Here is a 16,583-nt window from a genome sequence, read left to right as displayed (position 1 = left end):
GAGTCGCTTTTATTGCAGCGTGAGATAGCATAAAATGCCCCGTTCATTAGCACAGTAGGTAAAGCAGTTATTATGCGAGTAGCACTTGGAGTTGAATACAATGGCGCCCGTTACAGTGGTTGGCAACGTCAATCTCATGTAAATAGTGTACAACAAGAAGTAGAAACTGCGTTATCGCGCATTTGTAATCACCCAGTTGAAATCATCTGCGCCGGACGCACTGATGCAGGGGTGCACGGGACAGGGCAAGTAATACATTTTAACACTGATGCAGATCGCGATATGGTTGCATTTACCCTAGGTATGAACACTTTACTGCCAAAAGACATCGCTATTCGTTTCGCAAAGCCTGTTAATGATGATTTTCATGCTCGTTTTAGTGCTACTGCACGTCGTTATCGCTATGTTATTTATAATAATCCACTTCGTGGTGCGGTCCTTAATGAAGGTGTTACCCATTACCATCACGCACTTGATGAGACAAAAATGCAAGAGGCATGTCAGTACTTAATAGGTAAGCATGATTTCACTTCATTTCGCGCGATACATTGCCAAGCAAATACGGCTATTCGCACTATTCATCATTTATCTGTTGAGCGTCAAGGCAGTTATGTCATCATTGATATAAAAGCAAATGCATTCTTACATCACATGGTTCGTAATATTACGGGTTGTTTAACTGATATAGGTATTCACAAGCAAGAGCCGGTATGGCTTAAAGAGCTTCTTGATTTAAAAGAACGCGCTAAAGCAAGTGCAACAGCAAAAGCTGCTGGTTTATATTTAGTCGATGTAGATTATCCAGACGAGTTTGAAATACCGTCAACGCCGTTAGGCCCTTTATTTTTGCCTGAGACACACAGTTAGTTGTCGTTAATTTAAACGATTAATTGCAGGGGTTTCACTACTAAGACCAGTTTTTTATACCGCCTGTGTGGAATTCATGTTTTAATTGATAAAATTTGTCTGTCATCATAACTTGGCAGGAACGCAGCAAAGCACCGAATAGTATTAAGAGAGTTGCAAATGAGTTGGCTAGAAAAAATCTTACCTAAAACAACAAAATCTTCAGGTCGTAAAGAGATCCCTGAAGGTGTTTGGGCAAAATGTACAGACTGTGATTCAATTCTATATAAAGCTGAATTAGAGAAATCACTCCATGTATGTCCTAAGTGTGATCATCACATGCGTATTAGTGGCCGTAAACGTCTTGAACACTTTTTAGATGAAGGTGAACGTCAAGAATTAGGGACACAACACGAGCCAAAAGATATTTTAAAGTTTAAAGACTCAAAAAAATATTCTGATCGTATCACTGCAGCGCAAAAATCAAGCGGTGAGAAAGATGCGTTAGTCGCAATTAAAGGGCGTCTAAAAGGTATTCCAGTTGCAGCAGTTGCATTCGAATTCTCATTTATGGGCGGTTCAATGGCATCGGTAGTAGGGGCACGTTTTGTTGATGCTGTTGATCAATGTTTAGAGCATAACATGCCGCTTATTTGTTTTTCAGCGTCAGGTGGTGCACGTATGCAAGAAGCTCTTATGTCGCTTATGCAAATGGCAAAAACAAGTGCTGCACTTGCTAAAATGAGTGAAAAAGGCCTACCGTTTATTTCCGTAATGACCGACCCTACAATGGGTGGTGTATCAGCTTCATTAGCGATGCTAGGCGATATAAACGTTGCTGAGCCAAAAGCATTAATTGGTTTTGCGGGTCCGCGTGTTATAGAACAGACAGTGCGCGAAACTTTACCTGAAGGCTTCCAACGCAGTGAATTCTTACTAGAGCACGGTGCAATCGATATGATTGTTGACCGTCGTGAAATGCGTGACACACTTGCGCGCGTGTTAGCTAAATTTATGAACTTGCCTTCTACGGAACAAGAGCATAGAGTAGCGTAAATTTCAGCTTTACTGATCACGCTATGACAAAAAATATTCCTAGCCAATCATCAAGCCTTGATGATTGGCTTTGTTATTTAGAAAGTGTTCACCCTGCAAATATTGCAATGGGTTTAGAACGCGTTGCCCAAGTTGCCGACGATGTAGGTTTACTTGGTACTTCAAGTAAAATTATTCTTATTGCCGGCACTAATGGTAAAGGCACAACAGCCCGTTGTTTAGAATCACTTCTTTTGGCACAGGGCCATACTGTTGGTACCTATGCATCCCCTCACTTAATTCGTTATAACGAACGTGTGCGTATAAATGGCGCAGAGCTTGATGATCAATTTCATGTTGATGCTTTTGATTTGCTCGAAAAGGGCCGTAGCGATACACCACTGACTTATTTTGAATACGCGACTTTAGGGGCTTTAGCAATATTTAAACGCCATGCGGTTGATTACGTGCTGCTAGAGGTTGGTTTAGGTGGGCGCTTTGATGCCACCAATATTGTTACCCCGTTTGCTAGTGTTATCACCACAGTTGACTTAGATCATAAAGAATACCTTGGTGACACCCGAGAGTTAGTTGGGTATGACAAAGCGGGTATTTTCAGAACCAATACACCAGCGATAGTGGGTGATTTAGCAATACCTCACACAGTAACTGATTACGGGAAAAAAATTAATGCACAGATGCATTTATCAGGACGTGACTTTAAGTTTGTTGAGCATGCAACTCGTTTTAGTTGGCAGTGTAAAGAGTTTAACTATGAGTTTGATAAGCCTGCAATACCATGTCAAAACGTCGCAACAGCTTTAACTACCTTAAAAGTCTTGGGTTTATTACCCAGTGAGGCTGTTATTCGTCGCTGTTTAAATGATTTAGTTGTAGAAGGGCGTTTTCAAAAGCTAAGTAAATCTCCACTGGTCTATACTGATGTGGCACATAACCCTGAGTCGGCACGTTACTTATCGCGTAAGTTAGCCCAGTACAAAGATAAAGGCTTTAAAATTCATGCGTTAGCAGCTATGCTTGCGGATAAAGACAAAGTTGCTGTTTTAAAAGAAGTTAGCCCTTTGGTTGATGCTTGGTCATTAGCTGGACTTGATTGTTTTAGGGGTGATACAGTAGATAATATTGCAAAATCAATGGATGCTGTGAATACAAACGCACCTATTGAACGATTTGACAGTGTTGATATAGCACTTGATAGTGTCTTGCCTCGCTTAGATGAGCAAACTTTATTGATTGTTTTTGGTTCATTTATAACTGTTGCAGCAGCCATTAATTATTGGAAAAAATAGAGAGAAATCCGATGAACTCAGGTTTTATAAATCGTTTAGTCGGCACAAGCATTGTGGTGATTGCAGCAATCGTGTTTATTCCAAATATTCTCGATGGTGAAAAAGTACATTACAAAGAAGGCTTTAAAGCTATTCCTGAACGCCCTGAGTTCAAAACCATTGATCTACAAGATACTCTAGACCAACGTGTTGCAAGTGCTGAACAGCCTAAAGAACCACAAATTGAAAACATTATCGCGGATGATGATATTACGAGTGCTGTCGAAACTGTCGAAACTGTCGAAACTGTCGAAACTGTCGAGCAAGAGAATATTGATAGTGGCAATGACAGGAAAATGGTCGAGGCAAGTACAGAGCAAACTACAATCAGTGAAATAAAACAGCAACCTCAAGTTGTCGTAAAACAACCTGAACCTAAACGTGCTGAAGATGAAAACCTTTCAAAAATGGCTTATGTTATCCAGCTGGGTAGTTTTTCTCATGCAGCTAATGTGAAATCACTACAAGCCAAACTTACTGCAAACGGATTTAAAACGTTTACCCGCCCAGTTAAAACCCCTAATGGTACTTTAACTAAAGTTTTTGTGGGCCCGTCGCTCGATAAAGCGCAGCTTGAGAGCAAATTACCACAATTGAAAGCGCTTACTAAACTAAACGGTAAAGTGACACAGTTTGAAGTAACAAAATGATCTGGCATTTAGGGCTAACCTCTTATAGAATGCGCCCCAAATTAACGACTAGTTGGTTCATATGATCTGGGTTGATTACGCCATTTTTGGCATTATTGCACTGTCTACTATTATCGGTTTGATTCGTGGCTTTATAAAAGAAGCAATGTCTTTAGCTGTATGGGCTGGTGCATTTATCATCTCAAGTTTGTTTTACCAATATTTAGCATCCTTCCTAACCAGTATTTCTGAACCCCTTTTAAGAAATGCAGCGGCCATAGCCATATTATTCTTTGCGACGCTACTGTTAGGCGGACTGTTAAACTACCTGCTAGGTGAACTTGTACAACGTACAGGTCTGTCTGGTACTGACCGTGTCTTTGGCATTGTCTTTGGTGCACTTCGTGGCGTGTTGGTCGTGAGCGCGTTACTCTTCTTTCTTGATGCTTTTACTGGTGCACCTAATACGCACTGGTGGGGTAACTCTATTTTGATCCCAGAATTTGGCTTTGTTGTTGAGTGGTTTTTTTCATACCTCGAAAACAATTCAAGCTTTTTAAATTCGGTCAACCGTTAATCGGCGAGGAAAAATTTCATGTGTGGTATCGTTGGAATAGTCGGAACATCTCCTGTAAATCAGGCGATTTATGATGGCTTAACTGTTTTGCAACACCGTGGCCAAGATGCTGCGGGCATCATTACCATTGAAAACAACACCTTTAGTTTACGTAAAGCAAATGGCTTAGTGAAAGATGTATTTCACACCCGTCATATGAAGCGTTTACAAGGCACAATTGGTATCGGTCATGTGCGCTATCCTACAGCTGGCTCGTCTAGCTCATCTGAAGCACAGCCTTTTTATGTTAACTCACCGTTCGGTATTGCTTTAGCGCATAATGGTAACTTAACGAACGCTGAGCAGCTTAAAGAACAATTGTTCTCAGAGGCTCGTCGTCACGTAAATACCACATCGGATTCTGAAATTCTGCTTAATGTTATGGCACATGAATTCAGCAAACCAAATAAGCTAAAACTTGACCCAGAAGACATTTTTAATGGTGTCACTGAAGTTAATAATAAAGTTCAAGGTGGTTATGCAACCATCGCAATGGTTATTGGCCATGGTATTGTTGCATTTCGCGATCCAAATGGTATTCGTCCATTGGTATTTGGCAAGCGTGAAGCTGCAAATGGCACAGAGTATATGTTTGCTTCTGAAAGTGTTGCACTAAAAACAGATGGTTTTGAGTTTGTACGTGATGTAGCACCCGGTGAGGCTATTTATGTAACTGAAGCTGGCGAGTTTTATTCGCAAGCATGTGCCGATAAAGCATCGTACTCACCGTGTATTTTTGAGTTTGTATATTTTGCTCGTCCAGATTCAAACATTGATAATATGTCTGTTTACGCAACGCGCGTTAATATGGGCACAAAATTGGGGGAGAAAATAGCACGAGAGTGGGCTGATAAAGACATTGATGTGGTTATCCCAATCCCAGAAACATCATGTGATGTGGCGTTAGAAATCGCCCGTGTACTTAATTTACCTTATCGTCAAGGCTTTGTTAAAAACCGCTATATTGGGCGTACATTTATTATGCCTGGTCAAGAAATGCGTAAAAAGTCAGTACGTCAAAAGCTTAATGCCATTGACCGTGAGTTTAAAGGTAAAAACGTATTGTTAGTTGATGACTCTATTGTACGTGGTACTACGTCAGCGCAAATCGTTGAAATGGCGCGTGAGTCTGGCGCTAAAAACGTTTATTTTGCCTCAGCCGCGCCGGAAATTCGTTTCCCTAATGTATATGGTATTGATATGCCATCAGCGGCAGAGCTTATTGCGCACGGCCGTGAAGTTGAAGATATCAATGCAAGTATTGGTTCAGATGGTTTGATTTTCCAATCGTTACCTGATTTGATTGCTGCAGTTGCACAAGAGAATCCAGAGATAACTAAATTTGAAACCTCGGTATTTGATGGTCAATATATTACCGGTGGTATAGATCAAGCGTATTTAGATCGTATTGAAAAACTGCGTAATGATTCAGCAAAAAATACGCGTGAAAGTGCGATGTCTTCAGGCTTAGAGTTACACAATCAAGAAGAAAATGGTTCAGATTAGTTAACTCGTTAAATCTGCAAGCATAAAAAAAGGAGCTAAATTAGCTCCTTTTTTGCGAAGGAAAGGGAATTTAAATAATAAATCTACTACTTAGTATTACACCTGTTTTATGTAGATAGCATGCTTTTTTACATCGCTTATTCTATGTAAACATAGGAGCAACAATGCCATTTGTCCATAATATTGCTGTCACGGCTAAAATAATTACCAGTAAAATCAAACCACACGTTACGACTGAGCTTGCGTAAATAAAGCCACGCTCTTGCGGTATATGCATTAAAATAGGTACACCCGTATACAACAGGTAAACTGAATATGCTAATGCAATCATTCCTATACAAACAACAAACCACAGGACAGGCCAAAATGCGGCTAATGCAGACATGAATACGGGAGTTGATGTGTATGCTGCAAGCTCTAGCGTTTGGGTAAATGTTGGTTTTGACCCAAAAGTGACCGCCATCCAATGAGCTAAATAAGCAAGCGCAAACACACCAATGATTAATGCGATATACATAGCTCCTGCAATTAATATAGCACTATCATGCGTTAAAAATACCGGGTTACCCGCACCAATACTCCAACCTAAATAAACGGAAGAGTAATACCCCATAGCGGATGGGAATAGTGCAATTAGTAGTATATGCGATAAGCTATAAGTTAAGCTTTCATGGCGGTTATCAATAGTTTGCCACTCTTCGAGTGGGTGAGCATAAATGCCCCATAAATGGTTTAATATCATAATGTGTGCCCCATAAACTGAATTAGTTCACTGTTTTATTTTTATACAGCTTGTATTAAGTTATGGGTCAGTAACTGATACTTGTCAAGAAACGGTTAAATGGGTTTTAAGCAAAGTACGGTGTGGTACTCCTTATCAATAGGCATTAGCAAAGCGAGCCTCACGGTGATACATCTTTATATTTACGTTTCATCATAGGTTTTTCTAGCTGGCTTTTGCAGATATCTTTTAATGTTTCATTTTTAAACAGCAGCCCATTCGAACTTTTACCAAATAGCGCAAATGAAGAAACATCGAGCTTAGCGTCAATTTCATTTTCTTGTATTAATTCTGCTTTGTAGTAATTGTAAATCTGATAGTCGAGTTGGATAAAGTCAACACGCTTTTTAAAGAGCATTCTTACTTGATTATTTTGACGACTAGTTTCAAGGTATTTTGGGTTTGCTTTAGCCATTTTTTCATACTCACTACCCAGGCGATCAATTGCACCTTGCCATGACAGTAAAGAGTAGCGCTCTAAATCAGGGATGCTTTTTACCAAAAAATTGTTTTCAGAGAGGGAAAAAGCAAAATTTTCATAGGCATATATGTTACCTGTAAAAAAACCATTTAATGATTCACTGGCAATAACAATCGAATTGATATCTATTACCGCATCAACTTCATTCATTTTATATGCAGTAAGGCGTCTGGCATAGGGGAAGGAAATAAACTCAAGTTTATAATTGGTTGGCTTCAAGCAGTCTTTCACCATATCAATTAAAATACCTGATTGCCCGTCGTTATGGATCCACGGTGCTAGATCATCACCAATGGCTATTTTAAGTTTTTTGGTTTGAGCACAAGCAGGAAAAGCCAGTATCCATGTAAAAAAGAACAGTGATAACATATTTAAAGGAGGCGATTTTAGTGTGTTATTAGCGCTCAAGCTAGGTTTGTTATTCTGGTTAACACCATTTCTAATCAATTGAGATCCTATTAATAACGACGGCAACACTATTTTTAAGAATAACGTGTGATAGGAGGATTTCAAGGCAGGATCTGATTTTTGATAAGTTTATGTTGGTTTAAATTTATTGAACAGCTTTAGGGCCTGTTTATCTTTCGAGGTTGAATTTGCAGCAGTGTGTTTGGTTTTTAGGCAAGGCAGAGCCTATGATGTGTGGTTATTCCCAATAAATAGGCGATAACGAAGCATAAAAACCAAACATGCGCTGCCCGAAGGGTTCTGTCTAGGAGCGATTAACTCTTTGTTACTCGATTTTTACTTAGCCCACTCGATTACAAATCTCGCGCCGCGATTAAATCGCCCCTAAATTGAACGAATTTTAATCCACAAAGGTCAACAGGCCCTAATGATTTTAATATTAAAAAATAGGCTTTATCTTGATAAACTCAGATTTATTTCTATTTTTACTACCCGTATTTTATCGATACTATTGTTATGTGTATGGTATAATTTTGGCTCATTTAAAGTTTACGATAATGAATTTTTACCATGTCAAATCAAGAGTTGCTCGCCCCAATATTATCTTTTCTTCAATGTGAAACTCCGCAAGAGTGGATTATAGAAGCGACAAAAAAAGAAAATCTAACCGTTATTTTAATTGATCATTTAATTTGTGAATTAAAAGCCGCACAATCTGCAATGTTTTTAATTCGTAAATATGCAGTTGATAAAGAGGGCAGTGATGCGTTATTAGAATGGCTAAAACCATTTGAAACGCTTATTTATAAGCGCGAGGGTAACTGGCGCGATTTAGCTGTTAAAAATAAACTGACTAAATCAGTGATCCCCAAATCTGATTCACCTTACGGGCAAGATTTGATTGATAAAATGGTGATGTTGATTAAAGAAGAGTTGCACCACTTTTATCAAGTGTTAGAAATTATGGATGAGTACGGTATAGAATATCAAAGTATTACGCCATGTCGTTATGCAAAAGGCATGTTACGTCATGTTAAGACTTTTGAACCAGATGCTTTGGTGGATAAGCTAATAGTGGGTGCTTACATTGAAGCGCGATCATGTGAACGGTTTGCAAAGCTTGCTCCGCATGTTGATAAACGTTTAGGCGATTTTTATATCTCTTTATTACGCTCAGAAGCGCGTCATTACCAAGATTATTTAACGTTGGCGCAAGAAATTGCAGACTTTGATATTGCTGAGCGTGTAGCATTTTTTGGTGATAAAGAAGCTGAACTAATTGCCACGCCAGACATTGATTTTAAATTCCATAGCGGTGTGCCAACGCTAACTACACATTTATAAAGAGAGAATAATAGCCCTAACTAACTATTTAATTTTGTGCGAATGGCTCACTTTTCAACATTTGTTTTTTGGCTGTGACCACTAAATATGATCCTTGTGTGTACCAATCGCCTAACACTGTTCGTGTGAGAGTTTGATTATCCACTTTATAGTGGTGCACATTAGGACGATGAGTATGGCCGTGAATCATATGCTGTACTTGGTGTTTATCAAAAGTTTCTAGCACAGCTTTTTCAGTTACATCTAGAATTTCTAATGCTTTACCAGCTTGATTTTGTTTTGATTTTTCTCGAGCATTTTGTGCTACCTTTCGGCGGTACCACAGTGGCATAGCGAGCATTAAACGTGGCCACCACCAACCGCGACCTTTCTTACGAAACTTTTGATATTCGATATCTTGTGTGCACATTTCATCGCCATGCAAAATGACGGTGGGTGTACCATATAAATCAATAACAATTTGTTCAGGCAATAAAGTCATACCAGCTTGCTGGGCGTATTTTTCACGCATAATAAAATCACGGTTGCCATGTACAAAATACACGGGTGTCCCGTTGTCACTTACAACCTTTAAGCGTTTAGCCACTTCCGTAGAGAGCGCTGTAACGTAATCATCCCCAACCCATACTTCAAAAAAATCACCGAGGATATACAGAGCGTCAATGTCTTTATTAAGAATGTGAGAATCTAAAAATTGATAAAAAGCAGCGCTGATATCTGGGCGGTTTTCACTTAAATGAAGGTCGGCAATAAAATAAGTTTGGCGCATTGTGACTCGTAAACGTTAACGGAGAATAAAAAGCGGATGAAACATCCGCTTTAAATGAAAGGTAACTTAGCTAACAGTTACGCTTTTGATGATAACGTCATCAAGCGGAACATCTTGGTGGTGACCAGCACTTCCAGTCGCAACGTTTTTGATCTTTTCAACTATGTCCATGCCTTCAACAACTTCAGCAAACACACAGTAACCCCAGCCTTGTGATGTTTCACTGCTGAAATTTAAAAAATCGTTGTTATTGACGTTAATGAAAAACTGCGCAGTTGCTGAATGTGGATCAGGAGTACGTGCCATTGCAAGTGTACCAACCTTATTTGAAAGGCCGTTATTTGCTTCATTTTGAATCGGGTCATGCACTTCTTTTTGTGTCATGCCAGGCTCAAAGCCGCCGCCTTGTACCATAAAACCATCAATTACACGGTGAAAAATAGTACCGTCATAAAAACCAGCATTTGCATACTGTAAAAAATTTTTAACTGTGTTTGGCGCGTCATCTTTGTGCATGTTAATGGTGATATCACCAAAATTTGTGTGTAGAACAACCATGAGGTTTCCTATTAGCTGATTTATTTGGCACTATTTTATCTTAGTTAGCTAAGATAAACAAAGTGCTTATTCAATTGATAAAGCGCTAGAGCAGGGGCTTTTCAAGTGTTAACATAGTAATTCAAGTAAATAGTCAAGGACTCAAAATAAATGGTAAATATATACAACACACTGACACGTCAAAAAGAGCAATTTAAACCAATGGTCGACGGTAAAATCGACATGTATGTGTGTGGTATCACCATTTATGATTACTGCCATATTGGTCATGCACGTACATTCGTAAGTTTTGACGTGATCGTACGTTATCTTCGCCATATTGGTTATGATTTAAAGTATGTACGTAACATCACCGATGTTGATGATAAAATTATCAAGCGCGCCAATGAAAATGGCGAAGCGATTAATGATTTAACCGTACGTATGACTAAAGCAATGCATGAAGATTTTGATAGTTTAAACATGTTGCGCCCGGATGTTGAACCAACAGTAACAGGCCATATGGATGAAATCATCGAAATGGTTGAGCGCTTAGTACACAAAGGCCATGCTTATGTTGCAGCTGATGGCGATGTATTGTTTGATGTATCAACGTTTGAGCAGTACGGTGCATTGTCACAACAAGACCTAACAATGCTACAAGCGGGTTCACGTGTTGAAGTTGCGCAAGATAAAGACGATCCGCTTGACTTTGTATTATGGAAAAAAGCCAAAGCGGGTGAGCCATCATGGACATCACCTTGGGGTGAGGGTCGTCCTGGTTGGCATATTGAATGTTCTGCAATGAGTTCTAAGCATTTAGGTGAGCATTTTGATATTCATGGTGGTGGTTCTGATTTACAGTTTCCGCACCATGAAAATGAAATAGCACAATCATGCTGTGCAAATAACGGTAAATACGTAAATACCTGGATCCACACCGGAATGGTACAAGTTAATAAAGAGAAGATGTCTAAATCGCTCGATAACTTTTTTACGGTACGTGAAGTATTAAAACAGTATGATCCTGAATCAGTGCGTTACTTTTTAATATCGGGTCACTACCGTAGCCAGTTAAACTACTCGCAAGAAAATTTAGATCAAGCGCGCTCGTCACTAGAGCGCATTTATACAGCCTTACGTGGCGTTGAGCCTATCAATTGTGATTTAGCAGGAAATGAATACGTGGCTAAATTTAGAAAAGCAATGGATGATGACTTCAATACCCCAGAGGCATTGCCAGTATTGTTTGAGCTTGCTAAAGAGCTTAACCGCGTAAAAGATAGTGAGACTGCGCAAGCAGGGCAGTTAGCATTTGTGCTGCGCAGTTTAGGTGAAGTGTTGGGTGTTGCACAGCAAACACCAGAAGCATTTTTACAAGGCGCTCAAGCAGATGATGAAGTTGCACAAATTGAAGCGTTAATCGTAAAACGTAATGATGCACGTGCCAGTAAAGATTGGGCCGCAGCAGATGAAGCACGTGATGCGTTGAATGCACTTGGTGTAATACTTGAAGATTCAGCGGGTAAAACGACGTGGCGAAAAGCGTAATAAGCAATTAACCGTATATACCCAGGTTACCTCAAGATGCAGGATTCAGCGTTTCACAGGGGCTTAATATCAAGGCGTTACTTCGCAAAAATGGCGGTCCCTTTTAAGGAGTAACAACGCAGAGAGTAAGTGCCTGTGAAACGCCCAACGGGTTGGTTTAAAAGCGATTTATACTGTGTTATAGATTTTGATAAGGGAATAACCATTACCTGCAATCAATGCCTTGCCTAAATCGCTTTTAATTCCAACTAAAACTCACATCTTGAGGTGACTTGGGCATATAAAAAAGGGTTGCCAACTGGCAACCCTTTTTTATATGAAATAATTTTATGAGTTGTATCAACTGTGATATTTTTCGCACGCTTCAAGTGTATTTTCAATTAAGCTTGCAACCGTCATTGGGCCTACACCACCAGGGACTGGCGTGATGAAATGTGCTTTTTTCTCAGCGATATCATATTGAACATCACCCACTAATTTACCGGTATCTAAACGGTTGATACCTACATCAATTACAATAGCGCCTTCTTTAACCCAGTCTCCTGGAATAAACTCAGGTTTACCTACTGCGACAACCAACAAATCGGCGCGGCGTACATGAGTTTCTAAATCTTGCGTAAATTTATGACATACAGTAGTTGTACAACCAGCCAGCAATAACTCTAATGCCATAGGGCGACCAACAATATTTGAGGCGCCTACAACAACTGCATGCATTCCTTTGTATCTTACGCCCGTTGAATCAAGCAATGTAATAATCCCTTTTGGTGTACAAGGGCGAAGAGCTGGCATGCGTTGCGCTAAACGACCGATATTGTATGGATGAAAACCATCAACGTCTTTAAGCGGCGTAATATGCTCAAGGATCTTTTCAACATTAAGCCCTGCAGGCAAAGGCAACTGGACTAAAATCCCATCGACTTGGGCATCGTTGTTAAGCTCATCTATTAAATCTAATAATGCTTGTTCATTTGTGTCTGCCGGTAAATCAAATGATTTTGATACAAAACCAACCTCTTCACAGGCTTTACGCTTTGAGCCTACGTAAACTTGGCTCGCTGGGTCTTGTCCTACAAGTACAACAGCAAGGCCTGGTGCGCGTAAACCATTTGCAACACGTTCACTTACTCGTTGTGCTACTGCACTTCGTACTTGTTTAGCTATTGCCTTACCATCGATGATGTTTGCCGTCATGGGTGACCTTTAATTGGGGTTAGTTAACTTGAAACTGATACTTAGCAAGACTATAAACGTTTTTAATGGGGTAAACGCAGTTGGTAATAACCAATCTCATTATAGTCTTGTCTTTATTCTAGAAGCTATTTTCGCAGAAAAGCATTAAAGCGCCAAGTTGCTTTTCTTATATTCACCTTCGAATTATATAAAAGTGCTGAAATTTTAGCTTAGTTTTACAATATTTAGCCATTATGAACTAAAAGTGAGCGATTGATTTATTTTCTTAAAAAAAGGTTTGACCTAACCCGGTCAAATCACTATTATGCACCCCGTTGTCAACGAGGTCACTCGCTAACAATAATAGGCATCGGCGATTAGCGCAGTTTGGTAGCGCACTTGGTTTGGGTCCAAGGGGTCGCAGGTTCAAATCCTGCATCGCCGACCACTTTTTTAAAGTTAAAGTGTAGCAAGATTGATTTGAGTATATTCAATTCAGTCGCAGATTAAAATTCTGTATCGCGACCACCTCTTAATTAAAGTAGCTTATTGGTTCGCTATGAAGTTTTCGATGCGCCCATAGCTCAGCTGGATAGAGCAACGCCCTTCTAAGGCGTCGGTCGAAGGTTCGAATCCTTCTGGGTGCACCATTTGAAAACAAGTAAATGCCGTGGTGATTGTAGCTCAGTTGGTAGAGCCCCGGATTGTGATTCCGGTTGTCGTGGGTTCGAGCCCCATCAGTCACCCCAATTTACACAAAGAATATCGGCGATTAGCGCAGTTTGGTAGCGCACTTGGTTTGGGTCCAAGGGGTCGCAGGTTCAAATCCTGCATCGCCGACCATTTTCTTTAGGAAATGGTCTTAAATTCTCAGTTTAAGTGTTCACAGAAAAATAGAAGTTAATTCTTCATATGTCGGCGATTAGCGCAGTTTGGTAGCGCACTTGGTTTGGGTCCAAGGGGTCGCAGGTTCAAATCCTGCATCGCCGACCACTTTCTTTACCTCTAAAGTTAAGTGATATTAAATTTATAATTTCTTCAAAACACAAACACGAACAATAAAAATTCTTCATAATATATTTTATAAAACCATTTCATCATTTTTATTCAAAAAAGCGAATGCTCTTAAAAATTGCTATCTAAAACGCCTGTTTTTTATCCTATCACCTTCTATAATGCGCTATCTAACCAAATAATTGCCCCCTAGACTCGACTATCATAAATATTAGGTTATAATGCCGCGTCTATTGTTTAACATAGTGCCCGAAGGGCAGAGCAGCATTGGTATCTTATAGTGGAGATGGGGTTGATAAGTCATTAAATGACTTTGAACGTGCCAAAACGCATAGTGATCACCGTGTTTGTAAGGAAGGCGAACAGTCGCCAAAATTGAAGATTGAGGTATATCATGCAAGTTTCTGTTGAGACGACTCAAGGCCTTGAGCGCCGTCTGACCATCACCGTTCCTGCAGAGAACGTTGAGACCGAAGTAAAAAAACGCTTACAACAACTGTCTAAAACCCAGCGTATTGATGGTTTCCGTCCTGGTAAAGTACCAACGTCTGTAATCAACAAACGTTACGGTGGCGCAGTTCGTCAAGAAGTAGCTGGCGAAGTAATGCAACGTAATTTTTATGAAGCTATTATAGCTGAAAAAATTAACCCAGCTGGCGCACCAACATTTGCTCCTAAAGCACTTGAAGCGGGTAAAGATTTAGAGTTTTCAGCAACATTTGAAGTTTACCCTGAAGTAGAAGTTCAAGGTTTAGACAAAATTGCTGTTGAAAAACCTGCTGTAACGGTTACTGACGAAGATCTAGCTAACATGCTAGAAACTCTTCGTAAGCAACACGCAGGTTGGGCTGACGTAGATACAGCTGCTGGCGAGAACGATCGCGTAACAGTTGACTTCGTAGGTACTATCGACGGTGAAGTATTTGAAGGCGGAAAAGCTGAAGACTTCCCATTAGAACTTGGCCAAGGTCGTATGATCCCAGGTTTTGAAGATAATATCGTAGGTAAAAAAGCAGGCGAAGAAGTTGTTGCTGATGTAACATTCCCTGATGATTACCATGCTGAAAATCTTAAAGGCAAAGCAGCTCAATTCACTATCACAGTGAAGAAAGTTGAAGCGCAAGAGCTACCTGAATTAAGCGAAGAATTCGCAACTAAATTCGGTGTAACTGAAGGCGGCGTTGACGCACTTAAAGAAGAAGTGAAAAAGAACATGACACGTGAACTTGACCAAGCGGTTAAAGCTAACGTGAAAGACCAAGCAATCAAAGGTCTTTTAGCTAACAACGAAATCGATGTGCCTAAAGCGCTAGTAGATCAAGAAATTGATGCACTACGTCAACAAGCAGCACAACGTTTTGGTGGCGACGCTAAAAACATGCCTGAGCTTCCAGCTGAATTGTTCCACGAACAAGCTGTAACTCGCGTTAAAACTGGCCTATTATTAGGTGAAGTAATTAAAGCGAACGAGATCAAAGTTGATGATGCTAAAGTTGAAGCATTAATTGCAACAGTGGCTTCTGCATATGAAGATCCAACTGAAGTTGTAGAATATTACAAAGCAAATGATCAACTTATGCAGCAAATGCGTAATGTAGCAATGGAAGAGCAAGCTGTTGAAGCTATTTTAGCTAAAGCAAATGTAACTGACGTTGAAAAAGCATTTGATGACATCATGAATCCACAGCAAGGTGCATAATAAGTCATTGACTTAAGCCCTCGCTAACGATTAAATGGCTCGTGTTACACTGTATTATGCAGCGTGCCCGAGCCATTTTAGTTTGTGGCCTTCAATTTCGCCAAAAAATAACTATGCTTCCTTATAATAAGGATAAGTATAAGCGCATAAGGAATTAGATAAATATGAACACTGGTATTACAGATCCACTCAATGCATTAGTACCTATGGTTGTTGAACAAACAGCGAAAGGCGAGCGCTCGTATGATATTTATTCGAGACTATTAAAAGAGCGAATCATTTTTTTAACTGGCCCGGTTGAAGACAACATGGCTAACCTAATTTTAGCGCAAATGCTATTTTTAGAGTCAGAAAACCCAGAAAAAGATATCTTTTTATATATCAATTCACCAGGCGGTTCAGTCACTGCGGGCATGGCAATTTATGACACCATGAATTTTATTAAGCCAGATGTAAGTACAATTTGTGTTGGCCAAGCGGCTAGCATGGGTGCATTCTTATTAACAGCTGGTGCAAAAGGCAAACGCTATTGTTTACCTAATTCACGGGTAATGATCCACCAACCATTAGGCGGTTTCCAAGGTCAAGCATCTGACTTTGAAATACACGCCAAAGAAATCCTGTCTATTAAAGACAAATTAAACCGTTTAATGGCAGAGCATACTGGCCAACCATTAGATGTGATTTCAAAAGATACCGACCGTGATAACTTTATGAGTGCAGCCCAAGCTGTTGATTATGGTTTAGTTGACGCCGTATTTACTAATCGCGAGAGCAAGTAATTACACAAGCTAGTAGTTAATTGTTACTAGCTTTGTCCTTTACTATGTGAAAACCAATATAAT

Annotated in this window: 15 protein-coding genes and 5 tRNA genes; 15 read left to right on the top strand and 5 right to left on the bottom strand. The window is 39.8% G+C overall.

Annotated features, from left to right (window positions below):
* Positions 1-72: 72 nt before the first annotated feature.
* From truA to purF, 6 genes are all read left to right on the top strand, one after another.
* Positions 73-867, top strand: a complete 795-nt coding sequence (gene truA, locus HH219_RS06630; protein WP_169326974.1) for a tRNA pseudouridine(38-40) synthase TruA — start codon at positions 73-75, stop codon at positions 865-867.
* A 159-nt stretch (positions 868-1,026) separates the two neighbouring features.
* A complete protein-coding gene (accD, locus tag HH219_RS06625) occupies positions 1,027-1,902 on the top strand; it encodes an acetyl-CoA carboxylase, carboxyltransferase subunit beta (RefSeq protein ID WP_054206289.1) in 876 nt (291 codons plus the stop codon).
* Between the two features lie 23 nt (positions 1,903-1,925).
* Positions 1,926-3,191: a bifunctional tetrahydrofolate synthase/dihydrofolate synthase gene (gene folC, locus HH219_RS06620; RefSeq protein ID WP_169326973.1), complete on the top strand. Its 1,266-nt coding sequence runs from the start codon at positions 1,926-1,928 to the stop codon at positions 3,189-3,191.
* 11 nt (positions 3,192-3,202) lie between these two features.
* Positions 3,203-3,880, top strand: coding sequence for an SPOR domain-containing protein (locus HH219_RS06615; protein ID WP_169326972.1), 678 nt, complete (start codon positions 3,203-3,205; stop codon positions 3,878-3,880).
* 61 nt (positions 3,881-3,941) lie between these two features.
* Entirely contained in the window at positions 3,942-4,436 is a 495-nt protein-coding gene (locus HH219_RS06610; RefSeq protein WP_054206292.1) for a CvpA family protein, read from the top strand.
* 18 nt (positions 4,437-4,454) lie between these two features.
* Positions 4,455-5,981, top strand: a complete 1,527-nt coding sequence (gene purF / locus HH219_RS06605) for an amidophosphoribosyltransferase (protein ID WP_054206293.1) — start codon at positions 4,455-4,457, stop codon at positions 5,979-5,981.
* A gap of 142 nt (positions 5,982-6,123) precedes the next feature.
* Here purF and HH219_RS06600 read toward each other — a convergent pair whose 3' ends face one another.
* The gene (locus HH219_RS06600; protein ID WP_054206294.1) at positions 6,124-6,723 is read right to left on the bottom strand and encodes a Yip1 family protein; all 600 of its coding nucleotides are present in this window, start codon (positions 6,721-6,723) and stop codon (positions 6,124-6,126) included.
* A gap of 160 nt (positions 6,724-6,883) precedes the next feature.
* Positions 6,884-7,612, bottom strand: coding sequence for a transporter substrate-binding domain-containing protein (locus tag HH219_RS06595; RefSeq protein WP_169326971.1), 729 nt, complete (start codon positions 7,610-7,612; stop codon positions 6,884-6,886).
* Positions 7,613-8,221: 609 nt separating this feature from the next.
* Between HH219_RS06595 and miaE the strand changes: the two genes are divergently transcribed.
* Positions 8,222-8,995 carry a tRNA isopentenyl-2-thiomethyl-A-37 hydroxylase MiaE gene (gene miaE, locus HH219_RS06590; RefSeq protein WP_169326970.1) on the top strand — a complete coding sequence of 258 codons (774 nt, stop codon included), beginning with the start codon at positions 8,222-8,224 and terminating at the stop codon, positions 8,993-8,995.
* A gap of 28 nt (positions 8,996-9,023) precedes the next feature.
* Here miaE and HH219_RS06585 read toward each other — a convergent pair whose 3' ends face one another.
* Positions 9,024-9,764 (bottom strand): UDP-2,3-diacylglucosamine diphosphatase, encoded by a 741-nt coding sequence (locus HH219_RS06585; protein WP_054206297.1) that lies wholly within the window; start codon positions 9,762-9,764, stop codon positions 9,024-9,026.
* A 66-nt stretch (positions 9,765-9,830) separates the two neighbouring features.
* A complete protein-coding gene (locus HH219_RS06580) occupies positions 9,831-10,322 on the bottom strand; it encodes a peptidylprolyl isomerase (protein ID WP_054206298.1) in 492 nt (163 codons plus the stop codon).
* A 150-nt stretch (positions 10,323-10,472) separates the two neighbouring features.
* Here HH219_RS06580 and cysS point away from each other — a divergent pair, with 150 nt between their 5' ends.
* Entirely contained in the window at positions 10,473-11,852 is a 1,380-nt protein-coding gene (gene cysS, locus HH219_RS06575; protein ID WP_054206299.1) for a cysteine--tRNA ligase, read from the top strand.
* A gap of 339 nt (positions 11,853-12,191) precedes the next feature.
* Here the strand turns inward: cysS and folD are convergent, their stop codons facing one another.
* The gene (gene folD, locus HH219_RS06570; protein WP_169326969.1) at positions 12,192-13,046 is read right to left on the bottom strand and encodes a bifunctional methylenetetrahydrofolate dehydrogenase/methenyltetrahydrofolate cyclohydrolase FolD; all 855 of its coding nucleotides are present in this window, start codon (positions 13,044-13,046) and stop codon (positions 12,192-12,194) included.
* A gap of 350 nt (positions 13,047-13,396) precedes the next feature.
* Between folD and HH219_RS06565 the strand changes: the two genes are divergently transcribed.
* From HH219_RS06565 to clpP, 7 genes are all read left to right on the top strand, one after another.
* Positions 13,397-13,473 (top strand) — tRNA-Pro (locus HH219_RS06565).
* 125 nt (positions 13,474-13,598) lie between these two features.
* Positions 13,599-13,675: transfer RNA gene (locus HH219_RS06560), tRNA-Arg, on the top strand.
* Between the two features lie 23 nt (positions 13,676-13,698).
* Positions 13,699-13,774: transfer RNA gene (locus tag HH219_RS06555), tRNA-His, on the top strand.
* A 17-nt stretch (positions 13,775-13,791) separates the two neighbouring features.
* A tRNA-Pro gene (locus HH219_RS06550) sits at positions 13,792-13,868 on the top strand.
* Positions 13,869-13,941: 73 nt separating this feature from the next.
* Positions 13,942-14,018 (top strand) — tRNA-Pro (locus HH219_RS06545).
* Positions 14,019-14,433: 415 nt separating this feature from the next.
* Complete coding sequence (gene tig / locus HH219_RS06540; RefSeq protein WP_169326968.1) at positions 14,434-15,738, top strand: trigger factor; 1,305 nt, start codon at positions 14,434-14,436, stop codon at positions 15,736-15,738.
* Between the two features lie 164 nt (positions 15,739-15,902).
* The gene (gene clpP, locus HH219_RS06535) at positions 15,903-16,520 is read left to right on the top strand and encodes an ATP-dependent Clp endopeptidase proteolytic subunit ClpP (RefSeq protein WP_054206302.1); all 618 of its coding nucleotides are present in this window, start codon (positions 15,903-15,905) and stop codon (positions 16,518-16,520) included.
* Positions 16,521-16,583: the final 63 nt, after the last annotated feature.

Origin of the sequence: Pseudoalteromonas sp. NEC-BIFX-2020_015, from assembly GCF_012952265.1 — a bacterium.
In the GTDB taxonomy this organism is placed as follows: domain Bacteria; phylum Pseudomonadota; class Gammaproteobacteria; order Enterobacterales; family Alteromonadaceae; genus Pseudoalteromonas; species Pseudoalteromonas neustonica.
This window is presented reverse-complemented; position numbering and strand designations above follow the sequence as displayed.